Raw genomic sequence first — 21448 nt, 5'->3', positions numbered from 1 at the left:
CGCTGCCTGGCCGCGGTGGCCGGCCCGGAGGACCGCCCCGAGCTGCTGGCGGCCGCCCGCAGCGGTCCGGACGCCGCCCGCGCGGCTGCCCTGCGCCACCTCGCCGAACGGGGCGACCCCGAAGCGCTCGACCTGATCGAGGCCGCCGCCTCCGACCCGCTCGCCTGCCCGGAGCTCGTCGAGGCAGCGACCGGTGCCTTCTGCCGTATGCGGTCCGTGGCGGCCGTCGGACGTGCCCGTGTGTGGGCCCGCCGCCCGGACCGGCTGGGCGCCGTGGCCGCCGCGCTGCTGGCCCGCCGCGGCGGCGCCCGGGACGCCGACACGGTGCTCGCCGTGCTCCGCAGGACCGTGCAGGCCGAGGGTCCGGACGCGGACGGCCTGTGGGAGCTGGCCGACGGCGTCGGACGGCTCGGCGTCGAGTGCGCCGCGCCCGTACTGCGCCACATCTACCGCGAAACCTCCTCCTCCCACCTGCGCGGCCGGGCCGCCGCCGCGCTGGCCGCCACCGACCCCGGCTTCGCCGCGGGCTTCGCCGTCGAGTGCCTGTGGGACTGCGAGGAGACCACCCGGGAGCTCGCCGCCCGTACGGCCGCGACCGGCGACGCCCGCGTCGTCGAGCAGCTCCGCCGGCTCGCCGCAGATCCGGCCGAGGAGACCGAGGTCCAGACCGCCGTACGGGGCCGGATCGGGCCGGACGCGGCCGAGGTCTGAGAGGTCCTGGGGAGTACGCCGCGCTGCGGGAAGCGGGGCGCCGCCCTCGGGCCCGTGTGCCGCCCTCCCTTCATGTGGCGCGTCGTCGCTCTCCGTACGACGCGCTGTCGACCCCACCCGGGTGCAGCCGACCGCCCCACGGAGTACGCGGCCGTGGACGCCCCTACGGGATAGGGCGCAGCCGATCCGGGCAGAGAACAGCCGTACGGGAACATCGCACCGTCTTCGTGCCGAGCGCGGAACGCCCGTGGCCGCACGATGGCCCGCGTCGTCGCGTCCCAGGAGGCAGCAGGAGATGACCCGGCAGGCAGCGCACCTCCCCGCAGTGTCCGACGAGGTGCACCGGGCGCTCGACGCCGGGCGCCCCGTGGTCGCGCTGGAATCGACGATCTTTACGCACGGGCTGCCCCGGCCGCGGAACCTCGCCATCGCACGCGAGGCCGAGGAGATCCTGCGCGCCGCCGGAGCGGTGCCGGCGACGACCGGCGTGGTGGCGGGCGTCCCCACCGTGGGCCTCTCCGACGCCGACATTGAGCGGCTGTGCACCGCGGACGACGTGGCCAAGGCGAGCGTCCGCGACCTGCCGGGGGCGATCGCCACCGGCAGGGACGCCGGGACGACGGTGGCCGCCACCGCCCACCTCGCGCACCTCGCGGGCGTCCAGGTGTTCGCCACGGGGGGCCTCGGCGGGGTGCACCACGGGGCGCGGACCAGCTTCGACGAGTCGGCGGACCTGGTGACCCTCGCCCGCACCCCGGTGACGGTGGTCAGCGCGGGGGTGAAGTCCGTGCTGGACATCGGGGCGACCCTGGAGCGCCTGGAGACCCTGAGCATCCCGGTCGTCGGCTACCGCACGCGCCGTTTCCCCGGCTTCTACGTCGCCGACTCGGGCCATGGGCTCGACACGTCGGCGGAGTCGCCCGAGGAGATCGCCGCGATGATCCGGGCCCGGGACGCGCTCGGCCTCCGCTCCGCGCTGCTCGTCGCCAATCCCGTACCACGTGACCGCCAGCTCGATCCGCGGCTGCACGAGCGGGTGCTGGCCGAGGCGTGGGATGCGGCGGCGCGAGAGGGCGTCTCAGGGGCCGCCACGACGCCGTTCCTGCTGGACCACATCCGCCGCGCGACCGGCGGCCGCAGCCTGGACGTCAACGCCGAGGTCTACCGCAACAACGTCACCGTCGGCGCCGCGATCGCGCGGGCCGCCGCCGGCTGAGCAACGGGGGCGAGGCCGTGCTCGGGGTCCTCGGGGATCTGCTGGAAGACCATGTGGTGTGGCTGCGCGAGCCGTTGCGGGCGGCCTCGGACACCGAAGTGACCATGTACCGCGTGCGTGGCGGCAGCGCGGCCAACGTGGCCGCGTTCGCGGGGGAGCGGCACCCCACCCGGTTCATCGGCTGCGTGGGCGCCGACCCGGAGGGCGACCGGCTCGTCGCAGAGCTGGTGTCGCACGGCGTCGACGTCCGGGTCCAGCGCGCCGGGCGGACCGGCAGCGTCGTGGTACTGATCGACCCTTCCGGTGAGCGCACGATGCTGCCGTATCGGGGCGCGGCCACGCTCTTGGAGCCGGTCGCCCCGGAGTGGACCGACGGCCTCGCGCACCTGCACGTACCGGCGTACGCGTTCGCCGGCGAGCCGGCCGGGACGGCGGCGGCCGACGCGCTGCGCCGTACGGCCGCGCGCGGCGGCACGGTGTCCGTCGACGCGTCGTCCACCGGGATGCTGCGCGCCTATGGGGAGCTGCGGTTCCTGCGACTCCTGGGCACGCTGGCGCCGCACGTCCTCTTCGCCAACCGCGCCGAAGCGGAGGCCCTGACGCGCGGGGGCGGCGGAACGGACCCGGAGGGCGCCGACCTGCGGGTCCTGGCCGGCCGGCTGCCCGGCACCACGGTGATCGTCAAGGACGGCGCCCGCCCGACCACGGTCCTCGCCCCCGGGCACCCGCCCTTGCGAATCGCCGTTCCGCCGGTCGACGGCGTGCGTGATCTGACCGGCGCCGGTGACGCGTTCGCCGCGGGCTACCTCACCGCCTGCCTGACGGGCGCCGGCATCCGTGCGGCGTGCGCGGCCGGGCACGCCACTGCCGCGCGGGTCCTGCGCACGCCGGGGGCGTCGGCCTGACACTCGGGGCCTCAAGAGGCGCCGGCGCACCGCCGACGACGGAACGCTCATGGGACGTTCCCCCGCTGGAAAGATCCCCGTGGCCCCGTCCATGCCCGGCCCGCCGACAACACGAGTATGCGTGTCGCCATCGTCACCGAATCCTTCCCGCCCGACGTCAACGGCGTCGCACACTGCACCCTGCAAACCGCCCGGCACCTGGTGCGGCGCGGCCACGAACCACTGGTCGTCGCCCCGGCGGCGGCGCAGGACCCGGAGGGCGGGCGGGGCCTGCCGTGCCCGGTCGTCCGGGTGCCCTCGCTGCCGCTGCCCGGATACCCGCAGGTACGGGTGGCGCTGCCGGGCCGCCGGCTGGCCGCCGCGCTCGCCGCGCACCGGCCCGACGTCGTCCACCTCGCGAGCCCTTTCGTGCTCGGCGTGCGCGGCATGGCGGCCGCGACCCGGCTGGGCGTGCCGGCCGTCGCCGTGTACCAGACCGACCTGGGGCGCTACGCCCGCACGTACCTGGGCGCCGGTACCGGGGCGGCCTGGCGGCGGCTGCGTGCCGTGCACACCGCGGCGGACCGCACCCTCGCCCCCTCCACCGCCGCCGCCCGGGAGCTGGCCGAGCACGGCGTGCCCCGTGTACGGCTGTGGCCGCGCGGGGTGGACTCCATGCGCTTCCACCCGGCCCGCCGCGACGAGGTGCTGCGCAGTTCGCTGGCAGCCGGGCGCGAAGTGCTGGTCGGGTACATCGGGCGGCTCGCCCCGGAGAAGGAGGTCGGGCTGCTCCGGGAGGCGGCGCGGCTCCCGGGGGTGCGGACCGTCGTGATCGGTGACGGGCCGAGCGCCCCGGGGCTGCGCGCCGCGCTCCCCGAGGCGCGCTTCCTCGGCCGCCGTACCGGGGACGAACTGGCCCGGCTCTTCGCCACTCTCGATGTCTTCGTGCACACCGGGCCGTACGAGACCTTCGGCCAGACCGTGCAGGAGGCGATGGCCAGCGGGGTGCCGGTGGTGGCGCCCGCGGCGGGCGGGCCGCTGGATCTGGTGGCTCACGGGCGCACCGGGCTGCTCGTTCCGCCCGGTGACGCCACCGCGGTCCGCGACGCGGTGCAGGTACTCGCCGGCAATCCGAAGCTGCGCGCCGCCTACGGGGCGGCGGGCCGGGCGGCGGTCGCGGACCGCACCTGGGAGGCGGTCGGCGACCGGCTGCTGGCGCACTACGAGGACGTACTGGGACAACCGGAGGCGGTGGCGGCGTGAGCAGCACGAGGCGCGACGGTACGGAGTACAGCGGTGCGGCGTACACGGGGACGGGGTACGCCGGGACGACGGGGCACGCGGGGACGGCGCACCACGGGGGAACGGGCCGCGAGGGCCTCCGCATCGTCCGCCTCGCCAACTTCGTCACCCCGGCGTCGGGCGGGCTGCGCACAGCGCTGCGCGAACTGGGCGAGGGCTACCGGGCGGCCGGCCACGACCCGGTACTCGTCGTCCCGGGCCCGGCCGCGAGCGACGAACACACCGCACAGGGACGGGTGATCACCCTCCCGGGCCCGGTGCTGCCCGGAACCGGTGGCTACCGCGTCCTCGCCGGCCGGGCGCGCCTGGAGCGCCTGCTGCACACCCTCGCGCCGGACCGCCTGGAGGTCTCCGACCGCACCACGCTGCGCTGGACCGGCGAGTGGGCCCGGCGCGCCCGGGTGCCGGCGGTGATGGTCTCCCACGAGAGCGTCGACGGCGTGCTGCACACCTGGGGCGTGCCCCGCCGCGCCGCACGCTCCGTCGCTGACCGGCTCAACTCCCGTACGGCCCACGCGTACAGCCGCGTCGTCTGTACGACCGAGTGGGCGGCCGCCGAGTTCACCCGGACCGGCGCGCGCAACGTCGTCACCGCGCCGCTCGGCGTCGACCTGGCCCGCGCCCACCCCGGCTGCCGCAGCCAGGAGCTGCGCCGGCGGATCGGCGGCGGCGCGTCCGCCGTGCTCCTGCTGTGCTCCCGGCTGTCGGTCGAGAAGCGCCCGGCAAGGGCCCTGGAAGCCCTCTCGCGGCTCCGGGCCGACGGGACGGACGCCGCGCTGGCCGTGGCCGGTGACGGCCCGCTGCGCGCCCGTCTGGAGACCCGGGCCCGGGCCGAGGGGCTGCCGGTGGCCTTCCTCGGCCACGTCGCCGACTCCGGCGCGCTCGCCGCGCTCCAGGCCAGTGCCGACGTCCTCCTGGCGCCCGGCCCCGCCGAGACCTTCGGCCTCGCCGCCATGGAGGCACTGGCCTGCGGCACCCCGGTCGTGGCCAATGCCGGCTCCGCCCTCGCCGGGCTGATCGGCCCCGCGGGCGAGACCGCACTCGACGACGGCGACAGCATCGCCGCCGCAGTACGTCGCGTCCTTGCCCGCCCCGAAGGGCCGCGCCGCACCACGGCCCGCCGCCGCGCCGAGCACTTCGGCTGGCACACCGCGGTCAACGCCTTCCTCACGGCCCACGACGCGGCCCCGCTGGCCGTTCCGCAGGCGCAGGGCGTCCGGGGCTGACGGCTGATCGGTGCGGACGCTCGGTGGGTCTCCGGGACCCGCGCGCCCGGCGGTCCCGCCGTGCGCGCCGGTCCGTTGTCACAATGGCCGCATGACGGGACGCTGGGAGTTCTGGATCGACCGGGGCGGGACCTTCACCGATGTGGTGGCGCGGCGGCCGGACGGCGCGCTGGTCACCCGGAAGCTGCTCTCGCACCACCCCGAGCGGTACGACGATGCGGCCGTCGCCGGGGTCCGTGAGGTGCTGGGGCTGAGCCCCGGGGAGCCGGTGCCGGCGGAGCGGGTGGCCGTCGTCAAGATGGGGACCACCGTGGCCACCAACGCCCTCCTGGAGCGCAAGGGTGAGCCCACCGTGCTCGTCACCACGCGCGGCTTCAAGGACGCGCTGCGCATCGCGTACCAGAACCGGCCCCGGCTGTTCGACCGGCACATCGTGCTGCCGGACGCGCTCTACGACCGGGTGATCGAGGTACCGGAGCGCGTGGACGCCCATGGGGAGACGGTCACGCCCCTCGACGCGGACGCGGCCCGGGAAGCGCTGGCCGCCGCATACGAAGCGGGCTTCCGCAGCGCCGCCATCGTGCTCCTGCACGGCTACCGCCACCCCGCCCACGAGAAGCAGCTCGCCGAGCTGGCCGCGGACGCGGGGTTCACGCAGATCAGCTGCTCGCACGAGGTGAGCCCGCTGATGAAGCTCGTACCGCGCGGCGACACCACCGTGGTGGACGCCTATCTGTCGCCCATCCTGCGGCGCTACGTGGAGGAGGTCGCCGCACAACTCCCCGGTATCCGGCTGATGTTCATGCAGTCCAACGGAGGGCTGCGGCAGGCGGAGCACTTCAGGGGGAAGGACGCGGTGCTCTCCGGGCCGGCCGGTGGTGTCGTGGGCATGGTCCGGTCCGCCGCCGAGGCCGGGCACGACAAGGTGATCGGCTTCGACATGGGCGGCACGTCCACCGATGTGTCGCACTACGCGGGCGAGTTCGAGCGCGTCTTCGGAAGCGAGGTCGCGGGCGTCCGGATGCGCGCGCCCATGATGAACATCCACACGGTCGCGGCCGGCGGCGGCTCCGTCCTGCACTTCGACGGCCGCCGCTACCGGGTGGGACCCGACTCGGCGGGCGCCGTCCCCGGGCCCGCCTGTTACCGCCGCGGTGGCCCGCTCACCGTCACCGACGCCAACGTCATGCTCGGCCGCATCCAGCCCGCCCACTTCCCCGCGGTCTTCGGGCCGCACGGCGACCAGCCGCTGGACGCGGACGTGGTGCGCGAGCGCTTTGAAGCGCTCGCGCGGGAGGCGGAGCGGGCGGTGGGCGACCGGCGCGGCCCGGAGGAGGTTGCCGCCGGGTTCCTGGACATCGCCGTGCTGAACATGGCCAACGCGGTCAAGAAGATCTCCGTGCAGCGCGGCCACGACGTCACCCGGTACGCGCTCACCAGCTTCGGCGGCGCGGGCGGCCAGCACGCCTGCGCGGTCGCCGACGCGCTCGGCATCAGCACCGTGATCGTCCCGCCGCTGGCCGGTGTGCTCTCCGCGTACGGGATCGGGGTCGCCGACGCCACCGCGATGCGCGAGCAGTCCATCGAGACCGAGCTGACGGCGGGCGCCATGGGCCGCGTCCGCGCAACCTGTGACGGCCTTGCGGCGCGTACCCGTGAGGAGCTCCGCGCCGACGGCGTGCCCGAGGAGAGCATCACCACCCGGGCCCGCGTCGTCCTCCGGTACGCGGGCACCGACGCGGGCATCCCCGTACCGCTGGCCGACGCGGACGACATGGCGGCCGAGTTCGCGCGCGTCCACCGTGCCCGGTACGCCTTCACCATGGACAAGCCGCTGATCGCCGAGGCGGCCTCTGTGGAGGCCGTCGGCGCGGCCGGTGGCACCTCGGGGCACCAAAGCCTCGCCGCGGAGCGAGAGGGCGAGCTGCGGCCGCTGGACACCGTGCGGATGTTCGTCGAGGGACGGCGCCAGGAGACCCGGCTGTACCGCCGGGAGGACCTGCGGCCCGGTGACGCCGTGACCGGGCCCGCGATCCTCGTCGAGGACGACGCGACGACCGTCGTCGACCCCGGCTGGCGGGCGGCCGCCGGCGACCACGGGCACCTGCTGCTCACCCGGGTCGAGGCGCGTCCGGAGCGCACGGCCGTCGGCACCGCGGCCGACCCGGTCATGCTGGAGGTCTTCAACAGCCTCTTCATGGCCATCGCCGAGCAGATGGGCGTACGCCTCGAAAACACCGCGCACTCCGTGAACATCAAGGAGCGGCTGGACTTCTCCTGCGCACTGTTCGACGCCGCCGGCAATCTGATCGCCAACGCGCCGCACATCCCCGTCCACCTGGGCTCGATGGGCGAATCCATCAAGGAGGTGCTGCGGCGCCGCCGGGACGACATGCGCCCCGGCGACGTGTACGCGATCAACGACCCGTACCACGGAGGAACGCACCTCCCCGATGTCACGGTCGTCACCCCCGTGTTCGACGAGCGGGACGAAGAGCTGCTCTTCCTGGTGGCCTCCCGCGGTCACCACGCGGAGATCGGCGGCATCACGCCGGGCTCCATGCCCGCCTTCAGCCGCACGATCCAGGAGGAGGGCGTCCTCTTCGACAACTGGCTGCTCGTACGGGACGGCCGGCTGCGCGAGGAGGAGACGCGGCGGCTGCTCACCGAGGGGCCGTACCCCTCGCGCTCCCCGGACGCCAACATCGCCGACCTCCGGGCGCAGATCGCCGCCAACGAGAAGGGCATCAGGGAACTGCACAAGATGATCGGGCAGTTCGGCCTCGACGTGGTGCGTGCCTACATGGGCCACGTGCAGGACAACGCCGAGGAGTCGGTGCGCCGGATCATCGCCGGGCTCGCCGACGGCTCCTTCCGGTACGAGACCGACAGCGGCGCGGAGATCCGGGTCGCGCTGACCGTGGACCGGGAGACGCGCAGCGCGGTGCTCGACTTCGCCGGTACCTCGCCTCAGCAGCCCGGTAACGCCAACGCGCCCAGCTCCGTGGTGATGGCCGCCGTCCTGTACGTCTTCCGCACCCTGGTCGCCGAGGACATCCCGCTCAACAGCGGCTGCCTGAAGCCCGTCGAGGTGCGCATCCCGGAGGGCTCGATGCTCGCGCCGGTCTTCCCGGCCGCCACCGTGGCCGGGAACGTGGAGACCTCCCAGGCGGTCACCGGCGCGCTCTACGGGGCGCTGGGCGTCCAGGCCGAGGGCGCCGGCACGATGAACAACGTCACCTTCGGGAACGACCGCGTGCAGTACTACGAGACGGTCGCCAGCGGCTCGGGCGCGGGCGACGGCTTCCACGGTGCCGATGCCGTGCAGACCCATATGACCAACTCCCGCCTCACCGACCCCGAAGTGCTGGAGTGGCGCTACCCGGTACGGGTGGAGGACTTCTCCGTACGGGAGGGCAGCGGCGGCCGCGGACGGTGGCACGGCGGCTGCGGTGTCACCCGCCGCATCCGCTTCCTGGAGCCGATGACGGTGGCGCTGCTGACCGGACACCGCAGGGTGCCGCCGTACGGCATGGCGGGCGGCGGACCGGGCGCACCGGGCGAGAACCGCGTGGAGCGCGCGGAGGGCGGCACGGAGCGGCTGGAGGGCTGCGACGTGGCCGAGGTGGGCGCGGGCGACGTGCTGGTGCTCCGCACGCCGGGCGGGGGCGGCTACGGGCCGCCGCGGCGCTCGTAGGTCCGCGAAGGGCCCGCGCAGCACGGCAGTTAAGTTTTCTGAGTTGCTGTGCAAGAAGTCTTGTCCCGGGGGCCGGTGAGTCTTAGGTTCCCGGGCATGGCACACGAGACCGCCGACGAGCGGCACGAGCCCGACGACGTTCCCGTAGGCCACCGGCTGCGTGCCCTGAGGCGCGCCCGGCGGCGCACCCTGCGGGCCGTCGCCGACGCCGCCGGGATCAGCGAGGGCTACCTCAGCCAGGTCGAACGCGGCATCGCCAACCCGAGCATCGCCACGCTCCAGCAGATCGCCGCCGCGCTCGGGCTGAAGATGGGCGACCTCTTCGCCGCGGACTACACGACCGGGCCGCGCGTCCTGAAGGCGGCCGCGGCGCCGAGCCTGACCTTCGGGGTGCTGGGGCGCAAGTTCCGGCTCACGCCGGGCCCGCAGCACCATCTGGAGGCGTTCCTCGGCGAGTTCGAGCCCGGCGGGTCGACCGGCGACCGGCCCTACACGCACGGCGACTCCGAGGAGTTCCTCTACGTGCTGGAGGGCGAGGTCGAACTGCACCTGGAGGGCGAGCGCTTCGTCCTCGGGCCCGGCGACAGCATCCGGCACAGCAGTGCCGTCCCCCACAAGCTCGTGGAGACCGGCGGCGACGGCGCCAGGGTCCTGTGGGTGATCAGCCCGCCCAGCTACTGAGCGACGGAGGTCGCGATGACGTTGAACGGCAACATCTCCTTCTGGTACCGCCAGACCGGCATTCCCAGCCGGCGCGACCCCCTGGACGGCCCGGTCGACGCCGACGTGTGCATCGTCGGCGCCGGCTTCACCGGGCTGTGGACCGCGTACTACCTCAAGAAGGCCGAGCCGGGCCTCCGCATCGTCGTACTGGAGCGGGAGTTCGCGGGCTTCGGGGCCTCGGGGCGCAACGCCGGCTGGCTCAGCGGCAAGATCGCCGGTTCCCCAGCGGTGTACGCACGGGAGCGCGGGCCGCAATCCGTACGGGAGCTGCAGCGGGCCATGAACGCCACGGTGGACGAGGTCATCGCGGTGGCCGGGGCCGAGGGCATCGACGCCGACATCGTCAAGAGCGGCTACCTGACCGTGGCTCACCGGCCCGCCCAGCTGCCGCGACTGCGCGCCGTACACGAAAAGTCCCTGCACTGGGGCAACGCGGACGAAGTCCTGCTCTCGGGGCACGAGGTGCGCGACCGGGTGGACGTGGCCGGCGCGCTGGGCGGCGTGCACAACCCGCACTGCGCCCGTGTCCACCCGGCCAAGCTGGTGCAGGGCCTCGCCCGGGCGGTCGCCGCCCTCGGGGTGACGATCCACGAGTCCACACCCGTCACCCGCATCGCACCGGGGCGCGCCGAGACGCCCTTCGGGACGGTGCGGGCCCGTCGCATCCTCCGGGCCACCGAGGGGTTCACCAGCGACCTGCACGGAGAGCGCCGCACCTGGCTGCCGATGAACTCCTCCATGGTGGTCACCGAACCGCTGCCCGAAGAGGCGTGGAAGACCATCGGCTGGGACGGGCACGAACTGCTCAGCGACCTCACGCACGCCTACACGTATGCGCAGCGCACCGCCGACGGCCGCATCGCGATCGGCGGACGCGGCGTCCCGTACCGCTTCGGGTCCCGCGTGGACCGGGACGGCCGGACCAGCCCGAAGACCGTACGGGCGCTGCGTGACACCCTGGCCCGGCTGCTGCCCGCGACCGCCGGCGCACGGATCGACCACGCCTGGTCGGGCGTGCTGGCCGTGCCGCGCGACTGGTGCGCGTCGGTGTCCTTCGACCGGCGTACAGGGCTGGGCTGGGCCGGCGGCTACGTCGGGCACGGCGTCGCGGCGACCAACCTGGCCGGCCGCACCCTGCGGGACCTCGTACTGGAACGGGACACCGACCTGACCCGGCTGCCGTGGACGGGCCACCGGACACGCGGCTGGGAACCGGAGCCGGCCCGCTGGCTCGGCGTACACGGCATGTACGCCGCCTACCGGGCCGCGGACCGCAGCGAGGCGGCGCGCCGCACCACCACCGCCCCGATCGCAAAGATCGCCGACCGTATCTCGGGGCGCTGACATTGGTCGGCGCGGTACTGATCGCGTCCGCACCCGTACCGCGCACAGCCGAGAACAGGGCGGCCAGCCGGAGAAAGGCCCTCAGGCGCCGCTGTGTGCCCGTACGAAGCGCACCGGGGTCCCCGGTGCGGCCTGGGCGGCGGCGGGCAGTGCGGACTCCCGTACGACGCCGATGACCGGATAGCCGCCGGTTGTGGGGTGGTCGGCGAGGAAGAGGACCGGGAGGCCGTTCGGGGGGACCTGGACGGCGCCCAGGGCCATGCCCTCGCTGGGGAGTTCGCCGTCCCGGGCGCGCTCCAGGGACGGGCCCTCGGTGCGTAGCCCGATGCGGTTGCTCGCGGACGACACCCGCCAGACGCCGGTCAGGAGGGTACGCAGCCCCGCCTCCGTGAACCAGTCGTCGCGCGGCCCGAGGCGGACGGGCAGGACCAGTTCGAGTGCCGGGCCGGCGTGCGGGACCGCGTCGGCCGTGGGCACTGGTGCGCCCGGTGTGCCGAGCGGCAGCACGGCGCCGTCGGCGAGCGGGTCGGGGCCGAGCCCCGAGAGGAGGTCGGTGGCGCGGCTGCCGAGCACCGGCTCGGCCTCGATGCCGCCCGCGAAGGCCAGGTAACTGCGCAGCCCGTAGGTGGCGGTGCCCACCTCCAGGACGGCGTCGGCCGGTACGTGCACGGGGGCGCCCCAGGCGGCGGGGCGGCCGTCGACGGTCACCGGGCAGGGCGCGCCCGTGACGGCCACGGTGACGGCGCTGCGCATTCGTACCGCGCATCCGGTGACGGTGGTCTCCAGGGTGGCCGCCTCGGAGCCGTTGCCGACGAGGCGGTTGGCGAGGCGGTGGGCGGCCGCGTCGAGCGCGCCGGAGCGCGGGACGCCCAGGTGGGCGTGGCCGGCGCGGCCGAGGTCCTGGACGGTGGTCAGTGCTCCGGCGCGTACGACGGCGAATGCGCGGTCGGTCACTGGGCCGCCTCCGGGTGCGGGTCGAACGGTTGCGGGACGAAGCGTACGAGGGTGCCCGGTGTGAACAGCGCCGCCGGCTCCCGGGACGCGTCCCACAGCACGGCGTCCGTGGTGCCCAGCAGCTGCCAGCCACCGGGGGAGGAGCGCGGGTACACCCCCGTGTACGGGCCGGCGAGAGCCACGGAGCCGACCGGGAGGCGGGTCCTCGGGGTGGCGCGGCGCGGCACGTGATAGCGCTCGGGCAGGCCGGTGAGGTAGCCGAAGCCGGGCGCGAAACCGCAGAAGGCGACGCGGAATTCGGTACCGGAGTGGATCCGCACGACCTCCTCCGGGGTGACGCCCCACAGCTCGGCGACGTCGGCGAGGTCGGGGCCGTCGTAGCGGACGGGCACTTCGAGGGTCTGCGCCCCGGAGCGGGTGGCCGGGGGGATGTCCCAGCCGGTCAGCTCGGCCGCGAACCGCTCCGGTTCGGCGAGCCCGTCGATCAGTACGGTGCGCGCCGCGGGGACGATCTCGCGGGTGGCGGGCAGCCGGCCGGCCGCGGCACGGCGCAGCAGCTCCGCGTGGAGCGCCTCGACGGCCTCGCCGCTGTCGAGCTCGACGAGCAGGCCGTGGTCGCCCACGGGCAGGGTGCGCATACGGAGGCCGCGGTCCTCGGCGCTCCGGGTGCGGTCCTCGGTGGGGGCCGGGAGTGCGGTCATGCGAACGCCGCCACGCGCACGCCCGCTGCCGTCAGTTCGTCGCGCACGCGCCGTGCGAGGGCCGCGGCACCCGGGGTGTCACCGTGCAGGCACAGCGACTGCACGTCGACCTCCACGCGCTCGCCGTCGAGGGAGGTGACGGCGTGGTCGCGGGCGAGGCCGAGGGAGCGCTTGACGACGGTGTCCGGGTCGTGGACGACCGCGCCGGGCTCCCGGCGCGGGACCAGGGTGCCCGCGGCCGTGTAGGCACGGTCGGCGAACGCCTCGGTGACGGCGGGCAGCCCGGCGGCGCGCGCCGCCGCGTGCAACTGCGAGCCGGGGAGCCCGAGTACGGGCAGCGGGCCGGCCGCGCGCCGGATGCCGGCCACGATCGCGCCGGCCTGCTCGGTGTCGTGGACGGCACGGTTGTACAGCGCGCCGTGCGGCTTCACATAGGCGACGCGGGACCCGGCGGCGCGCGCGAAGACCTCCAGCGCGCCGATCTGGTACGCGATCTCGTCGGCGAGCTCGTCCGGGGGGACGTCCATGGCGCGGCGCCCGAAGCCGGCGAGGTCGCGGTAGGACACCTGGGCACCGATGCGGACGCCGCGCTCGGCGGCCGTCTCGCAGACCCTGCGCATCGTCGACGGGTCGCCGGCGTGGAAGCCGCACGCGACGTTGGCGCTGGTGACGACGGAGAGGAGACTGTCGTCATCGGTGAGGTGCCACCGCCCGAACCCTTCACCGAGGTCGGCGTTGAGATCGATCACCGGGTCCGTCATGGGCGTCCGTTCCAACAGGGCCGGCGGGGCCGGACAGGGGCAGGGGCAAGGCAGAGCCGGCCGGCCCGTTTCCGTAGCGGCTGTCCTCCTGGGGCGCTCGGGCCGGCCGGTTACCGCATCAAGCTAGAGGATTGTTGAACGATAGGACAAGAGGGTTGTTGTCTTGTTCGTCGATCTGGGATTGACTGCGTGCCCTTGCGGGCGGCCGCGCGGCCGCCGTACGCGGTCCTGATGACCAGGGGCACGAAAGTGAGGCGCGAGGTGGCGAAGGGGATGGACCGGCGGATCGTGGAGCCGGACGGACTGGCGATGGACCGGGCCCTGCTGGGGCGGACGAGCACCGCCGAGCGGGTCGCGGACATACTGCGCGACCGCATCGCGGAGGGCTTCTTCCCGCCCGGAGCGCGGCTGTCGGAGGACTCCATCGGCGGGGCGCTGGGGGTGTCGCGGAACACGTTGCGGGAGGCGTTCCGGCTGCTCACGCACGAGCGGCTGCTGGTGCACGAGCTGAACCGGGGCGTCTTCGTGCGGATGGTCGAGGTGGACGACCTCAGCGACATCTACCGGGTGCGCGGGATGATCGAATGCGCCGTCATCCGTGGCCTGGGTGAGCCGCCGTACGCGCTGGACCAGGTCGAGGCGGCCGTGGTGGCGGGGGAGCGGGCCGCGCTGGAGCGGTCCTGGCAGGACCTCTCGACGGCCAACATCCGCTTTCACCAGGCGCTGGTCGCGCTGGCCGGCAGCCCCCGCACGGACGAGCTGATGCGCGGCGTCCTCGCGGAGCTGCGGCTGGTGTTCCACGTGATGGACGACCCGCGCCGCTTCCACGAGCCGTACCTCACGCGGAACCGCCAGATCCTCGAAGCGCTGCAGGGCGGCGACGTGGTCCAGGCCGAACGGCTGCTCGCGTCCTACCTGGAGGATTCCCGGGCGCAGCTGTCCAGCGCGTACGCCCAGCAGGTCGCCGGGCAGGCTTCCCGCGGGTAACAAGAAGCAGGCTTCCGGCGGGTAACAAGAATCACCCACCTATTGTCGGATCGTAGAACGATCCTCTACCGTCCTGGCACATCCCCACGAGACCCGTGGGTTTCTGCGTGCGAAAGGCGGTCCCGTGATCGTTCTTCTGGGCGTTCTCGTGGTGATCATCGGATTCGCCACGCGCCGCAACCCCCTGCTGGTGGTGGGGGTGGCGGGCATCGCCACCGGATTCCTCGGCGGCCTGTCGCCGCAGAAGGTCCTCGCGGCCTTCGGTGACGGCTTCGCCTCCAGCCGGGCAGTGACGATCTTCGTCATCACGCTGCCGGTGATCGGCCTCCTGGAGCGCCACGGCCTCCAGGAGCAGGCCCGCAACCTCATCGCGCGCTTCGCGAAGCTGACCACCGGACGCTTCCTCACGCTCTACCTCGTGCTGCGGCAGTGCTTCGCCGCGCTCGGCCTGAAGGACCTCTTCGGGCCCGCGCAGACGGTGCGCCCGCTCGCCGCCCCGATGGCCGAGGGCGCGGCAGAACGCCGCTACGGAGCGCTGCCGGACAAGACCCGCGAGAAGATCCGGTCCTTCACCGCCAGCGCGGACAACGTCGGGCTCTTCTTCGGCGAGGACGTCTTCCTCGCCGTCGGCTCGATCCTCCTGATCACCGGCTTCGCCAACTCGACGTACCAGACCCACCTCGAACCGCTGGAGCTCGCCCTCTGGGCCATCCCGACCGGGATCTGCGCGATGCTCATCCACGGCGGCCGGCTGCTGCGCATGGACCGCACGCTGGAGCGCGAACTGCTCAGCGCCCGAGTCGAACTCGCCACCCAGGAGGCCACGAAGTGATCAAGGCAGAGTGGTTCTACTGGCTGGTCGGCGCGCTCTTCCTCGTGATGGCCGCGCAGATGGCCGCCGACCGCAGCAACCCCAAGCGCTTCGGTACGGCAGCCTTCTGGGGCCTGCTCGGCGCCGGCTTCGTCTACAGCTCCTGGGTCGTCGAGAAGTCGGCACCCGCCGAGCCGCTCGGCGTCGCGGTCCTCGTGATGATCTGCCTGGCCGCCTTCGGGTTCACCGGACGCGGCAAGCCCCGGACGACCACTACGGAGGAGCGGCAGGCGAGCGCCCGTAAGCACGGCAGCAAGCTCTTCATCCCCGCCCTGACCATCCCCGCCGTCGCCCTGGTCTGCGCCGTCCTCGTTCCCGAGCTCTCCTTCGGGGGCACGCCGCTCCTCCAGAAGGGCAGCGAGATCATCCTCGGGCTCGGCATCGGCGCCATGGTGGCGCTCGCCCTCGCCATGGTCATGCTGCGCGAGAAGCAGGCCGCGGCGCCCCTGCACGCGGGCCGCTCGATGCTGGAGTCCATGGGCTGGGCGATGCTGCTGCCGCAGCTGCTCGCCACTCTTGGCACGATCTTCGCCGTCTCCGGTGTCGGCAAGCAGGTGGGCATCCTCACCAAGGCGGTGCTGCCGCACGGCTCGGTGGTCACCGCGGTGGTCGTCTACTGCGTCGGGATGTTCCTGTTCACGGTGATCATGGGCAACGGCTTCGCGGCCTTCCCCGTCATGACCGCCGCCGTCGGCTGGCCCGTCCTCGTCGACCAGGCGCACGGCAACGCCCCGGCGATCCTCGCGATCGGCATGCTCTGCGGCTTCTGCGGCACGCTCGTCACGCCGATGGCCGCCAACTTCAACGTGGTGCCCGCCGCGCTGCTGGAGCTGAAGGACCAGTACGGTCCGATCAAGGCCCAGCTGCCCACCGCGTTCGCGCTGCTGGGCTGCAACATCGTCATCATGTCCGTCTTCGCCTTCTGAACGTCCGTCCTCGCGCTCCGACGCGGACCCTGCCGAAACCGAGTAACACTCCATGACCCGGGTACTTCTGACCGGATTCGCCCCCTTCGACGGGGAGCGCGTCAACCCCTCCTGGCAGGCCGTCCGGGCCGTCGCGGCCGACCCGCCGCCCGGCCACGAGATCGCGACCGCCGAACTGCCCTGCGTCTTCGGCGCAGCGAACGACGCGCTCCGCAGGGCCGTCGCGGATGCCGACCCCGAGGTCGTGCTCTGCGTCGGCCAGGCCGGCGGCCGCCCGGACGTCACGGTCGAGCGCGTGGCCATCAACATCGATGACGCGCGCATTCCCGACAATTCGGGTGCGCAGCCCATTGATGTGCCGATCGTCGAGGACGGTCCCGCCGCGTACTTCGCCACGCTCCCGGTCAAGGCGTGCGTCGCCGCCGTGCGGGAGGCCGGGCTGCCCGCCTCGCTCTCGCAGACCGCCGGCACCTTCGTCTGCAACCACGTCTTCTACGGGCTGATGCACCTCGTCGCCACCGAACGGCCCGCCCTGCGCGGTGGTTTCGTGCACGTCCCGTATGCTCCGGGGCAGGTCACCGACAAGGGCAAGCCGTCACTCCCGGTCACCTCCGTCGCCGAGGCGCTGCGCGTGATCATGATCACGGCGGCGGGGCGCAGCGAGGACATCAAGGCTGTGGGCGGCGCCACACACTGACCTGCGAGGCCGCGCCGTTTCGTCCGTTGTCAGTGCGACGGCCTAATCTGTTCACCGTGACTTCTCCATCCCCCCAGAGCGCTGCGTCCCAGTTCAGCGGGGTGACGCGGCCCGCGCCGGGCCCGGCGGCCGACGAGGGCCTGGCCCGGCGGCTGCGCGCGCTCGCGTGCACGGCCCCGCTGCACGACCTCGACGCGCGCAAGGCCAACCTCGCGGGGGAGTACGGCGTCTACGCCATGGCCGAGGTCGCCCTCGCCGCCATCGATCTCGTCACGCTCCACATGGACTTCGACACGGGCGCCGACCACGAACAGATAGTGGCCAGGCTGCTGCCCCGCATCGCGGCCCAGGCCCCGCGCCGCTCCGCGGCGGAGCACGAGCGCGTCGCCCGCTGGGTCCTGGAGAATCTGATCAACGTCGGCAGCGTGGACCGCGGCTTCCGCGCGGTCTACGGCACGTTCTCCGCCGAGGGCGACTACGTCCGCAGGGACTACGACTTCAAGCTCCTCGAGGAGGTCCCGGGCCCCGGCGGCACGGTTTACCTCCGTACCACCGACGAGGCGGTCAACGTCCTGGTGGGCGCGCTGGACACGGACGTCACCAGCGCCCAGATCGCCGCCGAGGTCAAGCTGGAAGTGCTCATCAGCCGCGGCCGCCTCGCCGACGCCCAGCTCGCCGCCGAGCAGGCGCGGTACCGCACGGTGCAGTACGCCGAAACGCTCCGCAAGACCCTCGACGCCACCCGGCGCAACGTCCGCGCGGTCGACTGGCTGCGCGCCGTCCCCGACATGATCACCGAGGCGCTCGACCACGTGGCGGACCGGTACCGCCACGAGAACGCCATCCTGACCAACATCCGCCGCGCCCGCGACGAGGCCGAGGGACCCGAGCACAAGAGGCGCGCCGCCGAGCTCGTCGACATCGTCAAGGACTGCATCCGCCGCCACACCCAGCTGCAGTCCCGCCTCCTGGAAGCGGGCCCGCTCTTCCGCGCCGAGCAGGACCGGCAAGCGTTCGCGCCGCCCGCCGCGCACGCGGGACTCGACCTGTACGGCCAGCTCGTCGCCCCCGTACTGCCGCTCCCCGTGGAGCAGTCCACCCGGGTCACCGACGCCTTCTTCGCCAAGGGCACGGGCCTGCGCACGCCCACCGCCGTCCGGGTCGGCGACCTGGTCGAGATGCTGCTCAGCCCGCCCCAGGAGCGCGCGCACCTGGGCGCCGAGATGCCCGAGCCCGACCTGATCGCCACGCCCGACGACAGCCGGTTCAGCGAGGAGCAGCTGGACGCCGCGACCGCGCTGCTCACACTGCCCCCGGACGCGCCGCGCCGGCTCTCCGGACTGCTCGCCGAAGCCCGCCGCCAGGACCCCGAACTGCCGTACCTGGTCGCGCTGATGGCCGTGCACGCCGCCAGCCCGCCGGTCGGCACGGCCTACCGCCAGGGCGAGGAGAACCTGCTGTTCGCCGTGGACGACGGTACGGAGCTGGTCGACCCGGAGTTCGGCGGCGCCGACCTGATCGTGGGCACCGCCCTGCTGGACGCGGCCGGCATGGCCGCCGAGCGGTCGGAGGTGGCGTGATGCCGGGAGCCGTGGACGCCGCCCGCCCCGAAGGGCCCGCCGCAGCGGGGCCCGCGCAGGGGCGCACCAGAGTTGAGACCGTGAGCCGCAAGGAGCCAGATTCGTGACCGAGTACGACGCCGACGACGCCGCGCGGCCGGACCCGACGGCCGCCGCGGGCGACGGCTGGGGTGTGCCCGCACCCGAGGCGGAGCCGCCCGCCAAGGGCCCCGCGCCGGTCACCCCCGCCGACGCGGCGGACGCCGCCCGCCTGGTCTCCTTCGGCCTCCAGCCCAAGCTGCTGCCGGCCCGCGACGTCGAGTACGGCGAGCTGCTGCGGCGCTATCGGGACGAGCCCGCCTTCGCGCGGCTCACCGACGCCGTCGCCTCCGGGCTCGGCCTGGTCGTCCTGGAGGTCTCCACCCGCGCCGGAATGGCCGTCACCGCGGCCGAGGACTCCGTCTTCGCGGTCCGCATGGGCGACTACGCCCGCCGCGCCTCCACGGACGCGGGCGACCGCTTCCTGCACGGCCTCGCGCATCTGGCCGTCGCGGCAATGGCCTTCCCGCGCCCCGAGGACCTCGCCGACGACGGCTACATCGGCCGCATCACCGTCAACGGCGTGGACGCCTTCGTCCGCCAGGCGTGCCGCCGCCTGGAGGAGCGCGCCGCCCAGGCCGGCGAGAACACCGACCCCACCAGCGGCACGCCCGGCCTGGAGGCGTCCTGGCGGGTCTACGCCCGGCGCAGCTCGACGGGCGCCACGAAGGACGCACGGCGGCTGGCGGGCTCGACCACCGGCATCATCGCCAAGGCCGTCTCCTTCCTCGTCGACTCCGGCTTCCTGCAGCGCACGGGGGACGACGCCGGAGGCGCGTACCGCACCACCGCCCGGTATCAGCTCCAGGTGCGCGACATGGCGGGTACGGCCGCCATGGCCGAGCTGCTGGAGCTGGGCGTCGTCCCGATAGCGGACGGCAGTGCCTCGCTGCTGCCCGCCGAGGACACCGACGACCTGGACCTGGTCGCCGACGCGGGACTGCCCTTCCACTCGGGCTGACCCCGTCCCCGTACACCTGAATCCCACGGTCGGCCCGCCGGCCGGCCACCACCGATCACCGTCACCACAACGAGAGTCCGCCGCTATGTACGAGCTGTCCCGGGTTCGCCTCTACTCCATCGGGCCCGCCGGTGCGCGCTACGCCGACACGGTCCTGGACCTGCGCGGAGTCGGTGAGCCGGTGCCCCGGCCGGCTCCGGCGCAGGCGGACTTCTTCGAGGAGGAGCCGGTCGGCCCGCCGCGCCGCCCGGCCCCCGCCGGCGTGCTCTTCCTGGAGAACGGCGGCGGCAAGTCCGTACTGCTCAAGCTGATCTTCTCGGTCATGCTGCCCGGCCACCGCAACACCCTCGGCGGCGCCAGCTCCGGTGTGCTGCGCAAGTTCCTGCTCGCCGACGACTGCGGCCACGTAGCGCTGGAGTGGCAGCACACGCTCACCGGCGAGACCGTCGTGGTCGGCAAGGTAAGCGAGTGGCGCGGCCGCCAGGTCTCCAACGACCCGCGGAAGTTCGCCGAGGCGTGGTACAGCTTCCGCCCCGGTCCCGGGATGAGCCTGGACTCGCTCCCCGTGGCCGAGTCCACTGCTGTCCGCCCGATCGTCGAGGGCGCCTCGGGAGCGCAGGGCCGCCGCCGCACGATGAAGGGCTTCCGCGACGCCCTCACCGAGGCCGGCAAGAACTACCCCAACCTCGACGTGGCCTGGGTCGAGATCCACGAGCGCTGGAACGAACACCTGGGCGAGCTGGGCCTGGACCCCGAACTCTTCCGGTACCAGCGCGAGATGAACGCCGACGAGGGCGAGGCGGCCGGTCTCTTCGCGGTCAAGAACGACTCCGACTTCACCGACCTGCTGCTGCGGGCGGTCACCGACACCCGCGACACCGACGGCCTCGCCGACCTCGTGCACGGCTTCGCACACAAGCTCGGCCGCCGCGCCGAGCTGACCGCCGAGCGCGACTTCACCGCCGGCTCCCTCGACCTCCTCTCGAAGATCGCCGAGAACGCCGAACACCGGGAGCGCGCACGGGAGGTGCACGCCGGGGCCGAGCGCCGCACGCGCCACCTCGCGCAGCGGCTGCATGCCCGCGCCACCGAGGAGCGCGGCCGCGCCGCCGAACTGGCCGAGCAGGTCGCCGCCGCCTCCCACGCCGTCACCGAGGCCGAGTCCGCCCGCGAGCGCCGCTCGCTCATCTCCGCCGAGATCGCCTACCGGCACGCCTCCCTCGCACTGGCCGCCGCCGAGAAGGGCGCCGCCGCCCAGCGCCGCGAGCTGAACGACGCCCGTACGCTGCACTCCGCCTGGCAGGCCGCCGAGACCGTACTGCGGCACCGCGCAGCGGCCGACCGCTCGGCGCGCGTCGCCGCCGCGATCCAGGAGGCCGAGCGGGACGCCGCGCCCGCGCTCGCCGCCCGTAGCAAGGCCGCCGCCGACCTCGTACGGGCGTTGCACGCCGCCGCTACGGAGGCCGAGACCTGGGCCAACCAGGAGGAGGAGCGGTCCGCAGCGCTTCAGGAGACGGGCGAGTCGGCGCACCGTGACGCGACCGCCGCCGCGACCGCCGCCCAGCGCGCCCGCAGCGAGACCGAGCACCTCAAGCAGCGGCTGGCCGAGGTCGAGCAGGAGACGGCGGAGGCGGTACGGGCCGGCTGGCTGGACGACACCGCGCCGGACGCCGACCCCGCGCGGGCGGCGCTCGCCGCCACGGACGCCGAGAAGGCCGCGGTCGAGTCCTGGGACACCGCCCGTGAGGCGGCCCGGCAGACCGCCGACCGCGCCAAGGAGGCCGCGGCCCGCCAGTCCCGCGCCGAACTGGCCGCGGCCCGCGCGGAGG

At 74.1% G+C, this 21448-nt stretch carries 16 protein-coding genes and 2 pseudogenes; 15 read left to right on the top strand and 3 right to left on the bottom strand.

Annotation, left to right across the window (positions count from 1 at the left end):
* The 8 genes and pseudogenes from CCS38_RS13685 to CCS38_RS13650 form a co-directional block, all read left to right on the top strand.
* Window positions 1–711 (top strand): annotated as a pseudogene (locus tag CCS38_RS13685) (HEAT repeat domain-containing protein); the annotation flags it as partial.
* A gap of 295 nt (window positions 712–1006) precedes the next feature.
* The gene (locus CCS38_RS13680; protein WP_223733519.1) at window positions 1007–1927 is read left to right on the top strand and encodes a pseudouridine-5'-phosphate glycosidase; all 921 of its coding nucleotides are present in this window, start codon (window positions 1007–1009) and stop codon (window positions 1925–1927) included.
* Between the two features lie 17 nt (window positions 1928–1944).
* Entirely contained in the window at window positions 1945–2832 is an 888-nt protein-coding gene (locus CCS38_RS13675) for a carbohydrate kinase family protein (RefSeq protein WP_223733518.1), read from the top strand.
* Between the two features lie 117 nt (window positions 2833–2949).
* Window positions 2950–4074 (top strand): glycosyltransferase family 4 protein, encoded by a 1125-nt coding sequence (locus CCS38_RS13670; protein WP_223733517.1) that lies wholly within the window; start codon window positions 2950–2952, stop codon window positions 4072–4074.
* Window positions 4075–4196: 122 nt separating this feature from the next.
* Window positions 4197–5339 (top strand): glycosyltransferase, encoded by a 1143-nt coding sequence (locus CCS38_RS13665; RefSeq protein ID WP_223733522.1) that lies wholly within the window; start codon window positions 4197–4199, stop codon window positions 5337–5339.
* 91 nt (window positions 5340–5430) lie between these two features.
* Complete coding sequence (locus CCS38_RS13660; protein ID WP_223733516.1) at window positions 5431–9036, top strand: hydantoinase B/oxoprolinase family protein; 3606 nt, start codon at window positions 5431–5433, stop codon at window positions 9034–9036.
* Window positions 9037–9132: 96 nt separating this feature from the next.
* Window positions 9133–9717 (top strand): XRE family transcriptional regulator, encoded by a 585-nt coding sequence (locus CCS38_RS13655; RefSeq protein WP_223733515.1) that lies wholly within the window; start codon window positions 9133–9135, stop codon window positions 9715–9717.
* Between the two features lie 15 nt (window positions 9718–9732).
* Window positions 9733–11103: an NAD(P)/FAD-dependent oxidoreductase gene (locus CCS38_RS13650; RefSeq protein ID WP_223733514.1), complete on the top strand. Its 1371-nt coding sequence runs from the start codon at window positions 9733–9735 to the stop codon at window positions 11101–11103.
* 81 nt (window positions 11104–11184) lie between these two features.
* Here the strand turns inward: CCS38_RS13650 and CCS38_RS13645 are convergent, their stop codons facing one another.
* From CCS38_RS13645 to CCS38_RS13635, 3 genes are read right to left on the bottom strand one after another with little or no spacing between them, the layout of a single operon-like run.
* Window positions 11185–12057: a 5-oxoprolinase subunit C family protein gene (locus CCS38_RS13645; protein WP_223733513.1), complete on the bottom strand. Its 873-nt coding sequence runs from the start codon at window positions 12055–12057 to the stop codon at window positions 11185–11187.
* On the bottom strand, window positions 12054–12695 hold the full coding sequence (locus CCS38_RS13640) for a 5-oxoprolinase subunit B family protein (RefSeq protein ID WP_223733521.1): 642 nt from the start codon (window positions 12693–12695) through the stop codon (window positions 12054–12056). The genes CCS38_RS13645 and CCS38_RS13640 overlap by 4 nt, the downstream gene beginning before the upstream one ends.
* A gap of 59 nt (window positions 12696–12754) precedes the next feature.
* Complete coding sequence (locus CCS38_RS13635; protein ID WP_223733512.1) at window positions 12755–13519, bottom strand: LamB/YcsF family protein; 765 nt, start codon at window positions 13517–13519, stop codon at window positions 12755–12757.
* Between the two features lie 273 nt (window positions 13520–13792).
* Here CCS38_RS13635 and CCS38_RS13630 point away from each other — a divergent pair, with 273 nt between their 5' ends.
* The 7 genes and pseudogenes from CCS38_RS13630 to CCS38_RS13600 all read left to right on the top strand — a co-directional run.
* Window positions 13793–14506 carry a GntR family transcriptional regulator gene (locus CCS38_RS13630; RefSeq protein WP_223733520.1) on the top strand — a complete coding sequence of 238 codons (714 nt, stop codon included), beginning with the start codon at window positions 13793–13795 and terminating at the stop codon, window positions 14504–14506.
* 124 nt (window positions 14507–14630) lie between these two features.
* A complete protein-coding gene (locus CCS38_RS13625) occupies window positions 14631–15338 on the top strand; it encodes a DUF969 domain-containing protein (RefSeq protein ID WP_223733511.1) in 708 nt (235 codons plus the stop codon).
* A complete protein-coding gene (locus CCS38_RS13620) occupies window positions 15335–16303 on the top strand; it encodes a DUF979 domain-containing protein (RefSeq protein ID WP_223733510.1) in 969 nt (322 codons plus the stop codon). The genes CCS38_RS13625 and CCS38_RS13620 overlap by 4 nt, the downstream gene beginning before the upstream one ends.
* A gap of 52 nt (window positions 16304–16355) precedes the next feature.
* Window positions 16356–17000 (top strand): pyroglutamyl-peptidase I, encoded by a 645-nt coding sequence (pcp, locus tag CCS38_RS13615; protein ID WP_223733509.1) that lies wholly within the window; start codon window positions 16356–16358, stop codon window positions 16998–17000.
* 56 nt (window positions 17001–17056) lie between these two features.
* Window positions 17057–18580 (top strand): hypothetical protein, encoded by a 1524-nt coding sequence (locus tag CCS38_RS13610; RefSeq protein WP_223733508.1) that lies wholly within the window; start codon window positions 17057–17059, stop codon window positions 18578–18580.
* Window positions 18581–18683: 103 nt separating this feature from the next.
* Window positions 18684–19619, top strand: coding sequence for a hypothetical protein (locus CCS38_RS13605; RefSeq protein ID WP_223733507.1), 936 nt, complete (start codon window positions 18684–18686; stop codon window positions 19617–19619).
* Between the two features lie 85 nt (window positions 19620–19704).
* A pseudogene (locus tag CCS38_RS13600) lies at window positions 19705–21448 on the top strand (hypothetical protein); the annotation flags it as partial.

Origin of the sequence: Streptomyces purpurogeneiscleroticus (genome assembly GCF_020024005.1) — a bacterium.
Taxonomy (GTDB): domain Bacteria; phylum Actinomycetota; class Actinomycetes; order Streptomycetales; family Streptomycetaceae; genus Streptomyces; species Streptomyces purpurogeneiscleroticus.
This window is presented reverse-complemented; position numbering and strand designations above follow the sequence as displayed.

What these genes read in the sequence shown, in the direction of transcription:
- CCS38_RS13680 (WP_223733519.1), top strand. Translation starts at nt 1,007, where the DNA reads ATGACCCGGCAGGCAGCGCACCTCCCCGCAGTGTCCGACGAGGTGCAC.
- CCS38_RS13670 (WP_223733517.1), top strand. Translation starts at nt 2,950, where the DNA reads ATGCGTGTCGCCATCGTCACCGAATCCTTCCCGCCCGACGTCAACGGC.
- CCS38_RS13660 (WP_223733516.1), top strand. Translation starts at nt 5,431, where the DNA reads ATGACGGGACGCTGGGAGTTCTGGATCGACCGGGGCGGGACCTTCACC.
- CCS38_RS13655 (WP_223733515.1), top strand. Translation starts at nt 9,133, where the DNA reads ATGGCACACGAGACCGCCGACGAGCGGCACGAGCCCGACGACGTTCCC.
- CCS38_RS13650 (WP_223733514.1), top strand. Translation starts at nt 9,733, where the DNA reads ATGACGTTGAACGGCAACATCTCCTTCTGGTACCGCCAGACCGGCATT.
- CCS38_RS13640 (WP_223733521.1), bottom strand. Translation starts at nt 12,695, where the DNA reads ATGCGCACCCTGCCCGTGGGCGACCACGGCCTGCTCGTCGAGCTCGAC.
- CCS38_RS13635 (WP_223733512.1), bottom strand. Translation starts at nt 13,519, where the DNA reads ATGACGGACCCGGTGATCGATCTCAACGCCGACCTCGGTGAAGGGTTC.
- CCS38_RS13630 (WP_223733520.1), top strand. Translation starts at nt 13,793, where the DNA reads ATGGACCGGCGGATCGTGGAGCCGGACGGACTGGCGATGGACCGGGCC.
- pcp (WP_223733509.1), top strand. Translation starts at nt 16,356, where the DNA reads ATGACCCGGGTACTTCTGACCGGATTCGCCCCCTTCGACGGGGAGCGC.